This is a genomic window from Methylobacterium sp. M6A4_1b (genome assembly GCF_053345175.1).
Window position 1 is genome coordinate 1 of record NZ_JBKEZQ010000013.1, and the last position, 15594, is coordinate 15594.

Annotated in this window: 27 protein-coding genes; all 27 read left to right on the plus strand. The window is 65.8% G+C overall.

Annotation, left to right across the window (positions count from 1 at the left end; all coding sequences use genetic code 11):
- The 27 genes from tuf to ACLBWX_RS14135 all read left to right on the plus strand — a co-directional run bounded on the left by tuf (position 1) and on the right by ACLBWX_RS14135 (position 15474).
- A complete protein-coding gene (tuf, locus tag ACLBWX_RS14005) occupies positions 1 to 1191 on the plus strand; it encodes an elongation factor Tu (RefSeq protein ID WP_447677670.1) in 1191 nt (396 codons plus the stop codon).
- Between the two features lie 90 nt (positions 1192 to 1281).
- Entirely contained in the window at positions 1282 to 1590 is a 309-nt protein-coding gene (gene rpsJ / locus ACLBWX_RS14010) for a 30S ribosomal protein S10 (RefSeq protein ID WP_018044230.1), read from the plus strand.
- A 50-nt stretch (positions 1591 to 1640) separates the two neighbouring features.
- The gene (gene rplC, locus ACLBWX_RS14015; protein WP_447677671.1) at positions 1641 to 2381 is read left to right on the plus strand and encodes a 50S ribosomal protein L3; all 741 of its coding nucleotides are present in this window, start codon (positions 1641 to 1643) and stop codon (positions 2379 to 2381) included.
- On the plus strand, positions 2381 to 3001 hold the full coding sequence (gene rplD, locus ACLBWX_RS14020; RefSeq protein WP_447677672.1) for a 50S ribosomal protein L4: 621 nt from the start codon (positions 2381 to 2383) through the stop codon (positions 2999 to 3001). Before rplC ends, rplD begins: the two co-directional genes overlap by 1 nt.
- On the plus strand, positions 2998 to 3294 hold the full coding sequence (locus tag ACLBWX_RS14025) for a 50S ribosomal protein L23 (protein ID WP_018044227.1): 297 nt from the start codon (positions 2998 to 3000) through the stop codon (positions 3292 to 3294). Before rplD ends, ACLBWX_RS14025 begins: the two co-directional genes overlap by 4 nt.
- Positions 3295 to 3321: 27 nt before the next feature.
- A complete protein-coding gene (rplB, locus tag ACLBWX_RS14030) occupies positions 3322 to 4158 on the plus strand; it encodes a 50S ribosomal protein L2 (RefSeq protein ID WP_055949274.1) in 837 nt (278 codons plus the stop codon).
- A gap of 5 nt (positions 4159 to 4163) precedes the next feature.
- Positions 4164 to 4442 carry a 30S ribosomal protein S19 gene (gene rpsS, locus ACLBWX_RS14035; RefSeq protein WP_055949278.1) on the plus strand — a complete coding sequence of 93 codons (279 nt, stop codon included), beginning with the start codon at positions 4164 to 4166 and terminating at the stop codon, positions 4440 to 4442.
- 2 nt (positions 4443 to 4444) lie between these two features.
- Positions 4445 to 4831, plus strand: a complete 387-nt coding sequence (rplV, locus tag ACLBWX_RS14040; RefSeq protein WP_055949281.1) for a 50S ribosomal protein L22 — start codon at positions 4445 to 4447, stop codon at positions 4829 to 4831.
- A gap of 10 nt (positions 4832 to 4841) precedes the next feature.
- Positions 4842 to 5582: a 30S ribosomal protein S3 gene (gene rpsC, locus ACLBWX_RS14045; RefSeq protein ID WP_056481096.1), complete on the plus strand. Its 741-nt coding sequence runs from the start codon at positions 4842 to 4844 to the stop codon at positions 5580 to 5582.
- 47 nt (positions 5583 to 5629) lie between these two features.
- Positions 5630 to 6043: a 50S ribosomal protein L16 gene (rplP, locus tag ACLBWX_RS14050; protein ID WP_055949287.1), complete on the plus strand. Its 414-nt coding sequence runs from the start codon at positions 5630 to 5632 to the stop codon at positions 6041 to 6043.
- Positions 6044 to 6056: 13 nt separating this feature from the next.
- Positions 6057 to 6272, plus strand: a complete 216-nt coding sequence (rpmC, locus tag ACLBWX_RS14055; RefSeq protein ID WP_018044221.1) for a 50S ribosomal protein L29 — start codon at positions 6057 to 6059, stop codon at positions 6270 to 6272.
- A gap of 10 nt (positions 6273 to 6282) precedes the next feature.
- Entirely contained in the window at positions 6283 to 6543 is a 261-nt protein-coding gene (gene rpsQ / locus ACLBWX_RS14060) for a 30S ribosomal protein S17 (protein ID WP_447677673.1), read from the plus strand.
- A 349-nt stretch (positions 6544 to 6892) separates the two neighbouring features.
- Complete coding sequence (gene rplN / locus ACLBWX_RS14065) at positions 6893 to 7261, plus strand: 50S ribosomal protein L14 (protein WP_055949294.1); 369 nt, start codon at positions 6893 to 6895, stop codon at positions 7259 to 7261.
- Complete coding sequence (gene rplX, locus ACLBWX_RS14070) at positions 7261 to 7578, plus strand: 50S ribosomal protein L24 (protein ID WP_056183523.1); 318 nt, start codon at positions 7261 to 7263, stop codon at positions 7576 to 7578. Before rplN ends, rplX begins: the two co-directional genes overlap by 1 nt.
- Complete coding sequence (rplE, locus tag ACLBWX_RS14075) at positions 7571 to 8137, plus strand: 50S ribosomal protein L5 (protein ID WP_447677674.1); 567 nt, start codon at positions 7571 to 7573, stop codon at positions 8135 to 8137. Before rplX ends, rplE begins: the two co-directional genes overlap by 8 nt.
- A 40-nt stretch (positions 8138 to 8177) precedes the next feature.
- On the plus strand, positions 8178 to 8483 hold the full coding sequence (gene rpsN, locus ACLBWX_RS14080) for a 30S ribosomal protein S14 (protein WP_056183527.1): 306 nt from the start codon (positions 8178 to 8180) through the stop codon (positions 8481 to 8483).
- Between the two features lie 12 nt (positions 8484 to 8495).
- The gene (gene rpsH, locus ACLBWX_RS14085; RefSeq protein ID WP_055881679.1) at positions 8496 to 8891 is read left to right on the plus strand and encodes a 30S ribosomal protein S8; all 396 of its coding nucleotides are present in this window, start codon (positions 8496 to 8498) and stop codon (positions 8889 to 8891) included.
- 24 nt (positions 8892 to 8915) lie between these two features.
- Entirely contained in the window at positions 8916 to 9449 is a 534-nt protein-coding gene (gene rplF, locus ACLBWX_RS14090; protein WP_055949306.1) for a 50S ribosomal protein L6, read from the plus strand.
- Positions 9450 to 9461: 12 nt separating this feature from the next.
- Positions 9462 to 9824 carry a 50S ribosomal protein L18 gene (gene rplR / locus ACLBWX_RS14095; RefSeq protein WP_056183532.1) on the plus strand — a complete coding sequence of 121 codons (363 nt, stop codon included), beginning with the start codon at positions 9462 to 9464 and terminating at the stop codon, positions 9822 to 9824.
- A 93-nt stretch (positions 9825 to 9917) separates the two neighbouring features.
- Positions 9918 to 10505: a 30S ribosomal protein S5 gene (rpsE, locus tag ACLBWX_RS14100; protein ID WP_055949312.1), complete on the plus strand. Its 588-nt coding sequence runs from the start codon at positions 9918 to 9920 to the stop codon at positions 10503 to 10505.
- Positions 10506 to 10517: 12 nt separating this feature from the next.
- Positions 10518 to 10709, plus strand: a complete 192-nt coding sequence (gene rpmD, locus ACLBWX_RS14105; RefSeq protein ID WP_056469605.1) for a 50S ribosomal protein L30 — start codon at positions 10518 to 10520, stop codon at positions 10707 to 10709.
- Positions 10710 to 10720: 11 nt separating this feature from the next.
- Positions 10721 to 11224 (plus strand): 50S ribosomal protein L15, encoded by a 504-nt coding sequence (gene rplO, locus ACLBWX_RS14110; protein WP_447677675.1) that lies wholly within the window; start codon positions 10721 to 10723, stop codon positions 11222 to 11224.
- Between the two features lie 121 nt (positions 11225 to 11345).
- On the plus strand, positions 11346 to 12683 hold the full coding sequence (gene secY / locus ACLBWX_RS14115) for a preprotein translocase subunit SecY (RefSeq protein WP_447677676.1): 1338 nt from the start codon (positions 11346 to 11348) through the stop codon (positions 12681 to 12683).
- A 110-nt stretch (positions 12684 to 12793) separates the two neighbouring features.
- Positions 12794 to 13393, plus strand: coding sequence for an adenylate kinase (locus ACLBWX_RS14120; protein WP_447677677.1), 600 nt, complete (start codon positions 12794 to 12796; stop codon positions 13391 to 13393).
- 231 nt (positions 13394 to 13624) lie between these two features.
- Positions 13625 to 13993, plus strand: a complete 369-nt coding sequence (gene rpsM / locus ACLBWX_RS14125; RefSeq protein WP_019904471.1) for a 30S ribosomal protein S13 — start codon at positions 13625 to 13627, stop codon at positions 13991 to 13993.
- A gap of 170 nt (positions 13994 to 14163) precedes the next feature.
- Positions 14164 to 14553, plus strand: coding sequence for a 30S ribosomal protein S11 (gene rpsK / locus ACLBWX_RS14130; protein ID WP_056091630.1), 390 nt, complete (start codon positions 14164 to 14166; stop codon positions 14551 to 14553).
- A gap of 45 nt (positions 14554 to 14598) precedes the next feature.
- The gene (locus ACLBWX_RS14135) at positions 14599 to 15474 is read left to right on the plus strand and encodes an MBL fold metallo-hydrolase (RefSeq protein ID WP_447677678.1); all 876 of its coding nucleotides are present in this window, start codon (positions 14599 to 14601) and stop codon (positions 15472 to 15474) included.
- Positions 15475 to 15594 lie beyond the last annotated feature (120 nt).

A 15594-nucleotide genomic window follows, 5' to 3' on the forward strand; every position in this document is an offset into this window, starting at 1 on the left:
ATGGCCAAAGAGAAATTCGCGCGTACGAAGCCGCACTGCAACATTGGCACGATTGGTCACGTGGATCACGGCAAGACGTCGCTGACGGCGGCGATCACGAAGGTTCTGGCCGAGACGGGCGGTGCGACGTTCACGGCCTACGACCAGATCGACAAGGCGCCGGAGGAGAAGGCGCGCGGGATCACGATCTCGACGGCGCACGTCGAGTACGAGACCGCCAACCGGCACTACGCACACGTGGATTGCCCGGGCCACGCCGACTACGTGAAGAACATGATCACGGGCGCGGCACAGATGGACGGCGCGATTCTGGTGGTGTCGGCGGCCGACGGCCCGATGCCGCAGACCCGCGAGCACATCCTGCTGGCGCGCCAGGTCGGCGTTCCGGCGCTGGTGGTGTTCCTGAACAAGGTCGACCTCGTGGACGACGCCGAGCTTCTCGAGCTCGTCGAGATGGAGGTGCGCGAGCTCCTCTCGAAGTACGACTTCCCCGGCGACGACATCCCGATCACCAAGGGCTCGGCCAAGGTGGCGCTGGACAACGGCGACAAGGCGGTCGGCCACGACGCGGTGCTGGCGCTGATGGCGTCGGTGGATGCCTACATCCCGCAGCCGGAGCGTCCGATCGACAAGCCGTTCCTGATGCCCATCGAGGACGTGTTCTCGATCTCGGGCCGCGGCACGGTGGTGACGGGTCGCGTGGAGCGCGGCATCGTCAAGGTCGGCGAGACGGTGGAGATCGTGGGCATCCGCGACACCCAGACCACGACGGTCACGGGCGTCGAGATGTTCCGCAAGCTGCTCGACCAGGGCCAGGCGGGCGACAACGTGGGCGTGCTGCTGCGCGGCACCAAGCGCGAGGACGTGGAGCGCGGCCAGGTCGTGTGCAAGCCCGGCTCGGTCAAGCCCCACACCAAGTTCAAGGCCGAGGCCTACATCCTGACCAAGGAGGAGGGCGGTCGCCACACGCCGTTCTTCACCAACTACCGCCCGCAGTTCTACTTCCGCACCACGGACGTGACCGGCGTGTGCGTGCTGCCCGAGGGCACCGAGATGGTGATGCCCGGCGACAGCGTGACCATGGACGTCACCCTGATCGTGCCGGTGGCCATGGAAGAGAAGCTGCGCTTCGCCATCCGTGAAGGCGGACGCACCGTCGGCGCCGGCGTCGTCGCCGCCATCAACGATTAATCGCGCCGTCCAAACGGTCAGTCTGCAGGGAACGATTGAGGGGCGGGTCCTCGCGCCCGCCCCTTAATCGCCCCGCCAAGGTTTCAGGTCATGAACGGTCAGAATATTCGTATCCGCCTCAAGGCGTTCGACCATCGCATCCTCGATGCGTCGACCCGCGAGATCGTCTCGACGGCCAAGCGTACCGGCGCCACCATCCGTGGCCCGATCCCGCTGCCGACGCATATCGAGAAGTTCACCGTCAACCGCTCGCCGCACATCGACAAGAAGTCGCGCGAGCAGTTCGAGATGCGCACCCACAAGCGCGTCCTCGATATCGTCGATCCGACGCCCCAGACCGTGGACGCGCTGATGAAGCTCGACCTCGCCGCCGGCGTGGACGTGGAGATCAAGCTCTAAGTCCCGCCGGGATTTGGAGCTTACCGTAGAATCGCGCGAGGGAGACACCTATGCGCTCAGGCGTCATCGCACAGAAGGTCGGCATGACCCGCATCTTTACGGATGCTGGGGAACATGTGCCCGTCACAGTGCTTAAAATCGATCAATGCCAGGTGGTTGCCCACCGTACCGTCGAGAAGAACGGCTACGTCGCCCTTCAGGTCGGCGTCGGCAAGGCGAAGGTCAAGAACGTGTCGGCTGCCGAGCGCGGCCGGTTCGCGGTCGCCAAGGTCGAGCCCAAACAGAAGCTCGCCGAGTTCCGCGTGTCCGAGGACAAGCTGATCCCGGTCGGCGCCGAAATCACCGCCGATCATTTCATTCCGGGGCAGTTCGTCGACGTGACGGGCACCACCACGGGTAAAGGGTTCGCCGGCGGCATGAAGCGCTGGAACTTCGGCGGTCTGCGCGCCACGCACGGCGTGTCCATCTCGCACCGTTCGATCGGTTCGACCGGTGGCCGTCAGGACCCGGGCAAGACCTTCAAGAACAAGAAGATGCCCGGTCACATGGGTGTCGACCGGGTCACGACCCAGAACCTGCGCGTCGTGCGCACGGATCCTGAGCGCGGCCTGATCCTCGTCGAAGGCGCCGTTCCCGGAGTCGCCGGTGGCTGGATCCAGATTCGCGACGCGGTGAAGCGCAAGCTCCCCGCGGACGTTCCGCAGCCTGGCAAGTTCCGTGAGCAGGGTGCCTCCGCCCCCGTCACCGAAGCGCCGGCTCCCGAGGCTCCCGCTTCCGAGGAGAACGCGTGATGAAGCTCGATATCACCACGCTCGACGGCACCGGTGCCGGTTCCGTCGACCTGGACGAGACCATCTTCGGTCTCGAGCCGCGTGTCGATCTGCTCCAGCGCATGGTCCGCTGGCAGCTCGCCAAGCGTCAGGCCGGCACCCATGCGGTCAAGAACCGTTCGGACGTGAACCGGACGCGCAAGAAGCTGTACAAGCAGAAGGGCACCGGTAACGCCCGTCACGGCGCCGCCTCCGCTCCGCAGTTCCGCGGCGGTGGACGCGCCTTCGGTCCGGTCGTGCGCAGCCATGCCCACGACCTGCCGAAGAAGGTCCGTGCGCTTGCTCTGAAGCACGCGCTCTCGGCGAAGGTGAAGGATTCGACCCTCATCATCGTCGACGACGTGAAGCTGGCTGAGGGCAAGACCAAGTCGCTCGTTGAGCGCTTCGAGAAGATGGGCCTGTCCAGCGCCCTGATCATCGGCGGTGCCGAGGTGGACGTGAACTTCGCGCGCGCCGCCCGCAACATCCCGCAGATCGACGTTCTGCCGATCCAGGGCATCAACGTGTACGACATCCTGCGTCGCGAGAAGCTTGTGCTGACCCGCGCAGCGATCGAAGCGCTGGAGGCGCGTTTCCAATGAGTGCCGATCCGCGCCACTACGACATCATCGTCTCCCCGGTCATCACCGAGAAGGCGACGAACCTCACCGAGCAGAACAAGGTCGTGTTCCGGGTTTCCCCGAAGGCGACCAAGCCGCAGATCAAAGAGGCGGTCGAGAAGCTGTTCGACGTCAAGGTGACGGGCGTGAACACGCTCGTCACCAAGGGCAAGAAGAAGATTTTCCGCGGGCTTCGCGGACAGCGCTCGGACGTGAAGAAAGCGATCGTGACCCTCGCCGAGGGTGAGACGATCGACGTCACGACCGGCCTCTGAGACAAGTCGGGTTAAGGATTACCACCGATGGCCTTGAAGACATTCAAACCGGTCACGCCGAGCCTTCGCCAGCTCGTGCTCGTCGACCGCCGTGAGCTCTACAAGGGCAAGCCGGTCAAGAAGCTCACCGAGGGCAAGTCGTCGTCCGGCGGCCGCAACAACCTCGGCCGCATCACGGTCCGCTTTCGCGGCGGCGGTCACAAGCGCACGCTCCGCAACGTGGACTTCAAGCGTCGCGAGCAGATGGGCGTGTCCGCAACGGTCGAGCGGATCGAATACGATCCGAACCGCACCGCATTCATCGCCCTGATCGCTTTTCCGGACGGCACGCAGAGCTACATCCTGGCTCCGCAGCGCCTGTCGCCCGGCGACAAGGTGATCGCGGCCGAACAGGTCGACATCAAGCCCGGCAATGCCGGACCGGTCGGCAACATGCCGGTGGGTACGATCGTCCACAACGTCGAGCTCAAGATCGGCAAGGGTGGCGCGATCGCCCGCTCCGCCGGCAACTACGCCCAGATCGTCGGCCGCGATCAGGGCTACGTGACACTGCGCCTGAATTCGGGCGAGCAGCGCCTGGTCCACGGTCAGTGCTTCGCCAGCGTCGGCGCGGTGTCGAACCCGGACCACATGAACATCTCGCTCGGCAAGGCCGGCCGCAACCGCTGGCTCGGCAAGCGCCCGCACGTGCGCGGTGTTGCCATGAACCCGGTCGACCACCCGCACGGCGGCGGCGAGGGACGTACCTCCGGCGGCCGTAACCCGGTCACGCCCTGGGGCGTTCCCACGAAGGGGAAGAAGACCCGCTCGAACAAGCGGACCGACGTCTTCATCCTGTCCAGCCGTCATAACCGTAAGAAGTAACGCCCATGGCACGCTCGCTCTGGAAGGGGCCGTTCATCGACGGCTACCTCCTCAAGAAGGCCGAAGCCGCTCGCGGTTCCAGCCGTAACGAAGTCATCAAGATCTGGAGCCGCCGCTCCACGATCCTGCCGCAGTTCGTCGGGCTCACCTTCGGTGTGCACAACGGGCAGAAGCACATCCCGGTCTACGTCTCCGAGGAAATGGTCGGCCACAAGTTCGGCGAGTTCTCGCCGACCCGCACCTTCCACGGTCACGCAGCCGACAAGAAGTCGAAGAGGCGCTGATCATGGGCAAGCCCGCCACTCCCCGCGCGCTCCCCGAGAACGAGGCTCAGGCCGTCGCGCGCATGCTGCGCGTCAGCCCGCAGAAGCTCAATCTCGTCGCGCAGCTCATTCGCGGCAAGAAGGTCGACTCGGCGCTCGCCGATCTCGAATTCTCCCGCAAGCGGATCGCCCGCGAGGTCAAGAAGTGCCTCGAGAGCGCCATCGCCAATGCCGAGAACAACCACAACCTGGACGTCGACGATCTCGTCGTCTCCCAGGCCTTCGTCGGCAAGGCGCTCGTGTTGAAGCGGTTCCACGCCCGTGCGCGTGGCCGCGGCGCCCGTATCCTGAAGCCCTTCGCGAACCTCACCATCGTGGTGCGCGAAGTCCCGACCGCCGAAGCGGCGTGAGGAGGACCTGATGGGCCAGAAAGTCAATCCGATCGGTCTGCGGCTCGGTATCAACCGGACCTGGGACTCCCGCTGGTTCGCCCAGAAGGGTGAATACGCCAAGCTCATGCACGAGGACGTCGCGATCCGCGCCGCCCTCATGAAACAGCTCAAGCAGGCCGCCGTCTCGAAGATCGTCATCGAGCGCCCGCACCGGAAGTGCCGCGTCACCATCCACTCGGGTCGTCCGGGCGTGGTCATCGGCAAGAAGGGTGCGGACATCGAAAAGCTGCGCAAATTGGTCGGCACGCTGACCAAGGCCGAGGTGACGATCAACATCGTCGAAGTGCGCAAGCCGGAGATCGACGCCACGTTGGTGGCCGACTCGATCGCCCAGCAGCTCGAGCGCCGCGTCGCATTCCGGCGCGCCATGAAGCGCGCCGTGCAGTCGGCCATGCGCCTTGGAGCCGAAGGCATCCGCATCAACTGCTCGGGCCGTCTCGGCGGCGCTGAGATCGCCCGCCAGGAATGGTACCGTGAGGGGCGCGTTCCCCTACATACCCTCCGCGCCGACGTCGATTACGGCGTCGCCACTGCCTTCACGACCTATGGGACGTGCGGCATCAAGGTGTGGGTGTTCAAGGGCGAGATCCTCGAACACGACCCGATGGCACAGGACAAGAAGGCGCAGGAAGAGGGTGGCCGTTCGGGCGGCCGTCGCGAGCGCGATGGTGAGGGTGGCCGCGAGCGCGGCCGGCGCGAACACGCCTGACGGCGTGTTCGTGACCCCGTCACCCAGAAAGGTGTTGAGAGGCTGCCATGTTGCAACCCAAGAAGACCAGGTTCCGTAAGCAGTTCAAGGGTCGCATCCACGGTGCGGCCAAGGGCGGCTTCGACCTCAACTTCGGGACGTTCGGCCTGAAGGCCGTCGAGCCCGAGCGCATCACCGCGCGCCAGATCGAGGCGGCCCGCCGCGCGATCACCCGCGAGATGAAGCGCCAGGGCCGCGTCTGGATCCGGATCTTCCCGGACGTCCCGGTCACGGCCAAGCCCACCGAGGTCCGCATGGGCTCCGGTAAGGGTGCTCCCGAGTTCTGGGCTGCCCGCGTGCATCCCGGTCGTATCATGTTCGAAGTCGACGGCGTGGCCGAGGACGTTGCGAAGGAGGCCCTGCGCCTCGGCGCTGCGAAGCTCCCGATCCGCACGCGCGTCGTTCAGCGCATCGCTGATTGAGAGGGAGGGGATCATGAAGTCGTCGCAGAGACAGTCGGATCTGGCCGCCCTATCGCCCGATCAGCTGAACGATGAGCTGCTGAACCTGAAGAAGGAGCAGTTCAACCTGCGCTTCCAGGGCGCCACCGGCCAGCTCGAGAACGTCGCGCGCGTCCGCGAAGTCCGCCGCGATATCGCCCGTGTCCGTACGCTTCAGCGTCAGAAGACGCTGAAGTCGGCGCAGGCTTGAGGAGTACATCATGCCGAAGCGCGTATTGCAGGGCGTCGTCGTCAGCGACAAGGGCGAGAAGACCATCGTCGTCAAGGTGGAGCGCCGCTTCACCCACCCGGTGATGAAGAAGACCGTCCGTCGCTCGAAGAACTACCACGCCCACGACGAAGCCAACGTGGCCAAGATCGGGCAAACCGTGTCGATCGAGGAGTGCCGTCCCTTCTCGAAGACCAAGACCTGGAAGCTCGTCGAGGGTGCCGCCGCTGGAGCCGCACCGGCCGAGGCCTGAGCGTCCTGCACGGACGTTGAAGCGGGCGCCGATCCTGGCGCCCGCTTTTTCGTTGCGACCTTCGGCTCGACGGCCGAAAGCTGCGCGATCCATGCGTTCCCGACGGAACGCGCGGTTCCGCGATTAGACCTTGCGCGTTGGAGCCGCCCGGTGTAGTGGGCATGCCTTCGCGACAGATAAGAGGGGTGTCCGCACCCCTCGTACGCGGCGACCGCGCCGGGGTCCACGGACACCGATTGCGCGGCGTTTCATATGAGCCGGGGACATCAGATCCCCATCAGGCGTCGTCCGCCGGACAATACCGTCCGCGTGCGGAAACCCGCCTGAAACAATGGAAAGGTCACTGCCCGTGATCCAGATGCAGACGAATCTGGACGTCGCCGACAACTCTGGTGCGCGCCGCGTGATGTGCATCAAGGTTCTGGGCGGGTCGAAGCGCAAATACGCCGGTGTTGGCGACATCATCGTGGTCTCCGTCAAGGAAGCGATTCCCCGGGGCCGCGTGAAGAAGGGCGACGTCATGAAGGCGGTCGTCGTTCGCACGGCGAAGGAAGTGAAGCGTCCCGACGGTTCGGTGATCCGCTTCGACAAGAACGCTGCCGTTCTGATCAACAATCAGAAAGAGCCGATCGGCACCCGCATCTTCGGACCGGTTCCGCGCGAACTGCGCGCCCGCAACCACATGAAGATCATCTCGCTCGCGCCGGAGGTGCTGTGATGGCCGCCAAGGTCAAGAAAGGCGACAAGGTCGTCGTCCTCACCGGTCGCGACAAGGGTCGCTCGGGCGAGGTCATCCAGGTGCTTCCGAAGGAAGATCGTGCGCTGGTGCGCGGCATCAACCTGGTCAAGAAGCACCAGAAGCAGACGCAGAACCAGGAAGGCGGCATCGTCTCCAAGGAAGCTGCGATTCACCTGTCCAACATCGCCGTCGCCGACCCCAAGGATGGTCAGCCCACGCGCGTTGGTTTCCGCATTCTCGACGACGGCCGCAAAGTCCGGTTCGCCAAGCGCTCGGGGGATCTGATCGATGGCTGAGAAGAACACTGACGGGTACGTCCCGCGCCTGCGCAAGCACTACGACGAGGTGGTGCGCCAGAAGCTGATCGAAGAGTTCGGCTACAAGAACCCCATGCAGGTTCCGGTCATCGAGAAGATCGTGATCAACATGGGCGTGGGCGAGTCGACCGCTGATTCGAAGAAGGCGACTGTCGCCGCTGGCGATCTCGCCCTCATCGCCGGCCAGAAGCCGGTCATCACCAAGGCCCGCAAGGCCATCGCGACCTTCAAGGTCCGCGAGGGCATGCCGATCGGCTGCAAGGTGACCCTGCGCAAGCAGCGCATGTACGAGTTCATGGATCGCCTGATCACGATCGCGCTCCCGCGCGTCCGCGATTTCCGCGGCCTGAACCCGCGTTCCTTCGATGGCAACGGCAACTACGCACTGGGCCTCAAGGAGCACCTCGTGTTCCCGGAGATCTCGTACGACAAGGCCGAGGCCACCTGGGGCATGGACATCGTCATCCAGACGACGGCCCGCACCGATGCTGAGGCGCGCGCGCTCCTCACGCAGTTCCGATTCCCGTTCCGGCAGTGAGCCCTTCCTAAGGTCTCAGACGCGGACACCGGAGAGAGAAATGGCAAAGAAAAGCTCGATCGAGAAGAACAAGCACCGCGAAGCGCTGGTGAAGCTCTATGCTCCCAAGCGCAAGGCGCTGCTCGCCACGGCGAATGACGAGTCCCTCGAGATGGAGGAGCGCTTCGAGGCGCGCCTCAAGCTCGCGGAACTACCCCGCAATTCGTCCCCCACCCGCATCCGCAACCGCTGCGGCATGACCGGCCGTCCGCGCGCTTTCTATCGCAAGATGGGCATCTCGCGCATCGCGCTGCGCGAACTCGGCAACCAGGGTCTGATCCCCGGTCTCGTCAAGTCGAGCTGGTAAGGAGCAACCACCATGGTCAACGATCCCGTGGGTGACATGCTCACCCGCATCCGCAACGGTCAGCAGCGCCGCCGCAACGTCGTTCAGACGCCCGGTTCTCGCCTGCGCGCCAGCGTGCTCGACGTCCTCAAGTCCGAGGGCTACATCCGCGACTACGCGACCACGGATTACGGCAACGGCCGGACCGAGTTCGCGATCGAGCTGAAGTACTATGACGGCCAGCCCGTCATCCGCTCGATCCAGCGTGTGTCGAAGCCCGGTCGCCGCGTCTACTCGTCGGTCGGCGAGCTGCCGCGTGTCGCCGATGGTCTCGGCGTCACCATCGTGTCCACCCCGCAGGGCGTCATGGCCGACCACGAGGCGCGCGAGCGCAACGTCGGCGGTGAAGTGCTCTGCAAGGTGTTCTGATCTCGGACTTGGAGGAATAAGGCGATGTCTCGCGTAGGCAAGAAGCCCGTTCCCGTCCCGTCCGGCGTGACGGCCACGGTGACCGGTCAAACGGTGAAGATGAAGGGCTCCAAGGGCGAGCTCCAGTACGTCGTGCCCAACGTGGTCGACGTGAAGTTCGAGGACGGTGCCGTTTCGGTGCAGCCCAAGAACCAGACCAAGGAGGCCCGCTCGCTCTGGGGCACCTCCCGGGCGCAGGTGGCGAACCTCGTTGAGGGCGTCTCCAAGGGTTTCGAGAAGAAGCTCGAGATCACCGGCGTGGGTTACCGCGCCGCGATGGCCGGCAAGGCTCTGAAGCTCTCGCTCGGCTACAGCCACGACATCGAGTACGAGATCCCCGCGGGGATCACGATCGCGGTGCCGAAGCCCACCGAGATCGTCATCTCCGGTATCGACCGGCAGGTGGTCGGCCAGGTGGCCGCCGAGATCCGCGACTATCGCGGCCCGGAGCCCTACAAGGGCAAGGGCGTGAAGTACGCGGGCGAGTTCATCTTCCGCAAGGAAGGCAAGAAGAAGTAAGGGCCGCCGAACATGTCACGCAAATTCGATGCACTCGACCGCCGCAAGGCGCGTGTGCGCCGCGCGCTGCGGGCGGCGGCCAATGGACGGCCCCGGCTCTCGGTGTTCCGTTCGTCCAAGCAGATCTACGTCCAGGTCATCGACGACGCGGCGGGCAAGACCCTCGCTTCGGCTTCGAGCCTCGACAAGGATCTCCGCACTGGCCTCAAGACCGGTGCCGACGTCTCGGCCGCCCAGGCCGTTGGCAAGCTTGTTGCCGAGCGCGCCAAGGCCGCTGGCGTCACCCAGGTGATCTTCGATCGCTCGGGGTACCTTTACCACGGGCGCGTCAAGGCGCTCGCCGATGCCGCCCGCGAAGGTGGCCTCGAGTTCTAGGATTGGCGGAGGAGGGCGGCTCGCGCCGCTCTCCGTTCCAAACGATTCAAGCGAGCGGGTCCGCCACCCGCGCCAGTGAGATGGACATTCAGTATGGCACGTGAACGTGAAGGCGGGGGCCGCGGCCGCCGCGATGAGCGCGAGGAGCGCGACAGCGAGTTCGTGGACAAGCTCGTCCACATCAACCGCGTCGCCAAGGTGGTGAAGGGCGGCCGTCGCTTCGGCTTCGCGGCCCTCGTCGTCGTCGGCGATCAGAAGGGCCGCGTCGGCTTCGGCCACGGCAAGGCACGCGAAGTGCCCGAGGCGATCCGCAAGGCTACGGAAGCCGCCAAGCGCGGACTCGTCCGCGTGGCGCTCCGCGAGGGCCGCACCCTGCACCACGACGTCTACGGTCGTCACGGCGCCGGCAAGGTCATTCTGCGCGCCGCCCCACAGGGCACCGGCATCATCGCCGGCGGTCCGATGCGCGCCGTGTTCGAGACGCTGGGCATGCAGGACGTCGTGGCCAAGAGCCTCGGCTCCTCGAACCCCTACAATCTCGTGCGCGCCACCTTCGAGGCGCTCAAGAACGAAGACAGCCCGCGTTCCGTCGCGGCCCGTCGCGGTCTCAAGGTGTCGGCCCTCCAGGCCCGTCGCCGCGATGCCGATCCGTCCGACATGTCCGAAGCCGCAGTCGCGTAAGGGGAGGGTCCGATGGCACAGAAGACTCTCCGGGTCGAGCAGATCGGCTCGCCCATCCGCCGCGAAGGCGACCAGCGCGCGACGCTGATCGGCCTGAAGCTCAACAAGCTGCACCGGGTCTCCGAGCTGGAGGATACCCCCTCCGTGCGCGGCATGATCCGCAAGGTGCAGCACCTCGTGCGCGTTCTCAGCGACGCGGCCTGAGGGAGGGCATCATGAAACTCAATGAACTCCGCGACAACGACGGCGCCACCAAGAACCGGATGCGCGTCGGTCGGGGCATCGGCTCCGGCAAGGGCAAGACCGCGGGACGCGGCGTGAAGGGTCAGAAGGCCCGCACCGGCGTCTCCATCAAGGGCTTCGAGGGCGGTCAGATGCCGCTGCATCGCCGCCTGCCGAAGCGCGGCTTCAACAACCTGTACTCCACGGACCTGAACGAGGTGAATCTCGGTCGCGTCCAGCAGGCTGTCGATGCCGGCCGCATCGAGGCGGGCGCCACCGTCACCGTCGAGACGCTGATCGCCGCCGGCATCTGCGCTCGCGCGCGGGACGGGGTGAAGCTCCTCGGCGTCGGTGAACTGACCACCAAGCTGACTTTCGAGGTCACCCGCGCGTCGAAGTCGGCGATCGAAGGTGTCGAGAAGGCCGGCGGCTCGGTCGCCGTGACCTTTGGCGACGGCGTCTCGACCCGGGGCAAGCCCGCCCGCGTGGTTGCGTAGCCCAACGCCAGACTTTAAGTCGAAGCTCTGAGCGGCGGCCCGTGCGACCTCGCGCGTGGCCGCCGTTTCAGTTTATGGGGAGCCTGGGCTCCCGTACGGATCGATATCAGGAACCGGTGCCATGGCCTCAGCCGCCGAGCAGCTTGCCGCGAACCTCAATTTCGGGGCCATCGCCAAGGCCGACGAGCTCAAGAAGCGCATCTGGTTCACGCTGGGCGCGCTCATCGTGTTCCGCCTCGGGACCTACATCCCGATTCCCGGCATCGATCCCGAGCAATTCGCGCGAAACTTCCAGCAGCAGTCGGGCGGCGTGCTCGGTCTCTTCAACATGTTCTCCGGCGGTGCCGTCGAGCGCATGGCGATCTTCGCGCTCAACATCATGCCGTACATCTCGGCCTCCATCATCATCCAGCTTCTCACTTCGGTGATCCCGAGCCTCGAAGCGCTGAAGAAGGAAGGCGAATCCGGCCGCAAGGTCATCAACCAGTACACCCGCTACCTCACGGTGGTGCTGGCACTGGTCCAGTCCTGGGGCATCGCCTTCGGCCTCCAGGGGTCGAGCGCCGCGATCGAGCCGGGTCCGTTCTTCATCCTGTCCACCGTCATCACGCTCACGGGCGGTACGCTGTTCCTGATGTGGATCGGCGAGCAGATCACCTCGCGCGGCATCGGCAACGGTTCATCGTTGATCATCTTCGCCGGCATCGTCGCTCACCTTCCGGTGGCGATCGTCGGGGCGCTGGAGCTCAGCCGCACCGGTGCACTCTCCTCCGCCGTCATCCTCGGAATGGGTGTGGCAGCCGTCGCGCTGGTCTACTTCATCGTGTTCATGGAGCGGGCCCAGCGTCGCTTGCTGATCAACTACCCGAAGCGTCAGGTCGGCAATCGCATGTACGAGGGCCAGACCTCGTTCCTGCCGCTGAAGCTCAACACCGCCGGCGTGATCCCGCCGATCTTCGCCTCCTCGCTGCTGCTCCTGCCCGCCACGGTCGCGAGTTTCTCGGCCAATAACGGCGGCACCGGCGTCCTGGCCACGATCACGACCTATATCGGGCATGGCCGGCCGCTCTACATGGTGCTCTACGCGGCCCTGATCATCTTCTTCGCGTTCTTCTACACCGCCGTGGTCTTCAATCCGGAGGAGACGGCAGACAACCTGAAGAAGCACGGCGGATTCATCCCCGGCATCCGTCCCGGCGAGCGGACCGCGGCCTTCATCGACAAGGTGCTGACCCGCATCACCCTGATCGGCGCGCTCTATCTCACCTTCGTCTGCCTGGTACCCGAGATCCTGGCATCTTACTCGTCGGCCGCCATCGGCTTCGGAGGCACCTCCCTGCTGATCGTGGTCTCGGTGACCATGGACACGGTGGCGCAGATCCACGGCCACCTGATGGCCCACCAGTACGAAGGCCTCGTCAAGAAGGCGAAGCTTCGTGGGGCGACGCGCCGGCGCTGATGACGTGGCGGCGGGCTTCGAGCCCGCGTCCGCCCCGCTAGAGTTCAGAAACCCGGCGCCGCCCAGGATCGCCGGATAACCAAGCCGAACCGATCTGAGGAAACGACACCATGCGCATCATCCTGCTTGGGCCGCCCGGCGCGGGGAAGGGGACGCAGTCCGAGCGGATCGTGGCACGCTATGGCATTCCGCAGCTCTCGACCGGCGACATGCTGCGCGCGGCCGTTGCGGCCGGCACCCCGGTCGGCCTGCAGGCAAAGAGCGTGATGGAATCGGGCGGCCTCGTTTCGGACGCGATCGTGGTCGGCATCGTCGCCGACCGCATTGAGGAGGCGGACGCCAAGACGGGCTTCATCCTCGACGGATTTCCGCGCACGGTGGAGCAGGCCAAGGCTCTCGACGCGATGCTGGCGCAGAAGGGCATCGCCCTCGACACCGTCATCGAATTCGCCGTGGACGAAGACGCCCTGGTCGGCCGAATTGCGAAGCGCGCCCAGGAAACGGCGGCCCGCGGTCTGCCCGTGCGTAAGGACGACACACCCGAGGTCTTCAAGACCCGGCTCGACGCCTACCGCAAGCAGACGGCGCCCCTGTCCGACTACTACGCCGGGACCGGGCTCCTGCAGACCATCGACGGTATGAAGCCGGTCGATGCCGTCTCCGAGGATCTCGCGGCGATCCTCGACCGCCACACCGCCTCCGCGAGCTGACCCGATGCGTGGGTGATGCGGCCGTTCCGCCGCGGCCTTCCCGGGTTGACACATTCTCCGGCCCGCGCTAGTGGGCCGGTCTTCGTTCAGCGGAAGTGGGTCCGGATCGCCTCTCCAAGAGGCTGATGCGGGCCGATTTGTCGTTTTGGACGGCGCGCAGGGGCCGGTCTCCACCGGACGCGCGTGACATCTGGCCCGGCCTCAGGTCCGGCGCCCCCATGGAGAGACATCTTGGCTCGTATCGCTGGCGTTAACATCCCGACCAACAAGCGCGTCGTCATCGCGCTGCAGTACATCCACGGCATCGGCCCCAAGAAGGCCGAGGAGATCACCGGCAAGGTCGGGATTCCGGCCGAGCGCCGCGTCAACCAGTTGACCGACGCCGAAGTGCTGTCGATCCGCGAGACCATCGACCGCGACTACATTGTCGAGGGCGACCTGCGCCGCGAAGTCTCGATGAACATCAAGCGCCTGATGGATCTCGGCTGCTACCGTGGCCTGCGCCATCGCCGCAACCTGCCCGTCCGCGGCCAGCGCACGCACACCAACGCGCGCACCCGCAAGGGCAAGTCCAAGCCGATCGCCGGCAAGAAGAAATAATCGGATCGAATTGGGAGGCCTCGCTCTGCTCGGCCTCCCGCCCGTTGCGCGGGATCTCCCGCGCGGCGGATCCCGCCACGTGGCACGGTGATTCAAGGCCGCGCCTCCGGCATCTTAGAAGACTCCCGAGCGCCTGGAATGACGGGCGCGCCTGAAGGACGAGAGAACACATGGCCAAGGAAGCAACCCGCGTTCGTCGCCGCGAACGCAAGAACATCGTTTCGGGCGTCGCGCACGTGAACGCCTCGTTCAACAACACGATGGTCACCATCACCGACGCCCAGGGCAACACCATCTCGTGGTCGTCCGCCGGCGCCATGGGCTTCAAGGGTTCGCGCAAGTCGACCCCCTACGCGGCTCAGGTCGCGGCCGAGGACGCTGCCCGCAAGGCTGCCGAGCACGGCATGCGCACCCTCGAGGTCGAAGTCTCCGGCCCGGGTTCCGGTCGTGAATCGGCGCTGCGCGCCCTGCAGGCTGCTGGCTTCACCGTGACGTCGATCCGCGACGTGACCTCGATCCCGCACAACGGCTGCCGTCCGCGCAAGCGTCGTCGCGTCTGAGCGGACGCCTTCGCGAACCTTTTGGGGCCTGTCACGGAGACGCGCGTGTCGAATGCTCAGAATCCGCTTCCGGGTGTGCTGCGGTGGAGCTTGGGTGATCTGACGGTCACGGTGATGAACGACGGCTACCTTCAAGGGTCGCTGGATCTCGTCACCGGGATTGATCGTGCGGAAGCCGGCGCGCTCCAGGCTGCCGGCTTTCGTGCGCAGGATCCCCGGATCACGCTCAACGCATTCCTGATCACGGGTTTCGGGCGCAAGCCGCTCCTCATCGATAGCGGGATGGGCCATTTCGGCGGCCCGTCCCTCGGCCGTGTCCCGGCCGCCCTCGCGGCGGCCGGCGTCGCGCCGGAAGCCATCGAGACGGTGCTGCTCACCCACCTGCATCCCGATCATGCCGGCGGCCTGATCACGGCGGAGGGCGCCGCGGCCTATCCGAATGCGGAACTCGTGGTGCATGCCGACGAGGCCTCACACTGGCTCGACGACGGGGCCCTCTCGCGCGCGCCGGATGGGTCGAAGCCGTATTTCGAGATGGCCCGCAAGGCGACCTCGCCCTACGGCCGGCGCCTTCGCACCGTCACCGGGGGCAGCGTAGCACCCGGGATCGAGGTGGTTCCGTTGCCGGGCCATACGCCGGGGCATGCCGGCTACCGCATCACGTCGGGCGACGCGTCGCTTTTGATGTGGGCGGACATCGTTCATCTGCCGGCGATCCAGTTCAAGCAGCCGGAAGCCGGTATGGTCTTCGACACCGACGGGGATCAGGCGCGCGCCGTGCGCCGCCGGATGCTCGACGCCGTCGCAGCCGACCGGACCTTCGTGGCGGGTGCGCATCTGGAATTTCCGGCCCTCGGCTACGTCGCCCGGGACGGAGCTGCCTACAGTTTCGTTCCGGAACTCTGGGTCGCGGCCCAGTAACGGTTCGCGCGCGACGCGGACGCAACAGTTTCCAGCCCGCCGGGCGCCGTTGGCGCGGTGCCGACGGGCAATGCGTGGACCACCTGTGTGGCCCGCGCCGATCTTGCGAGAGGTAGCATC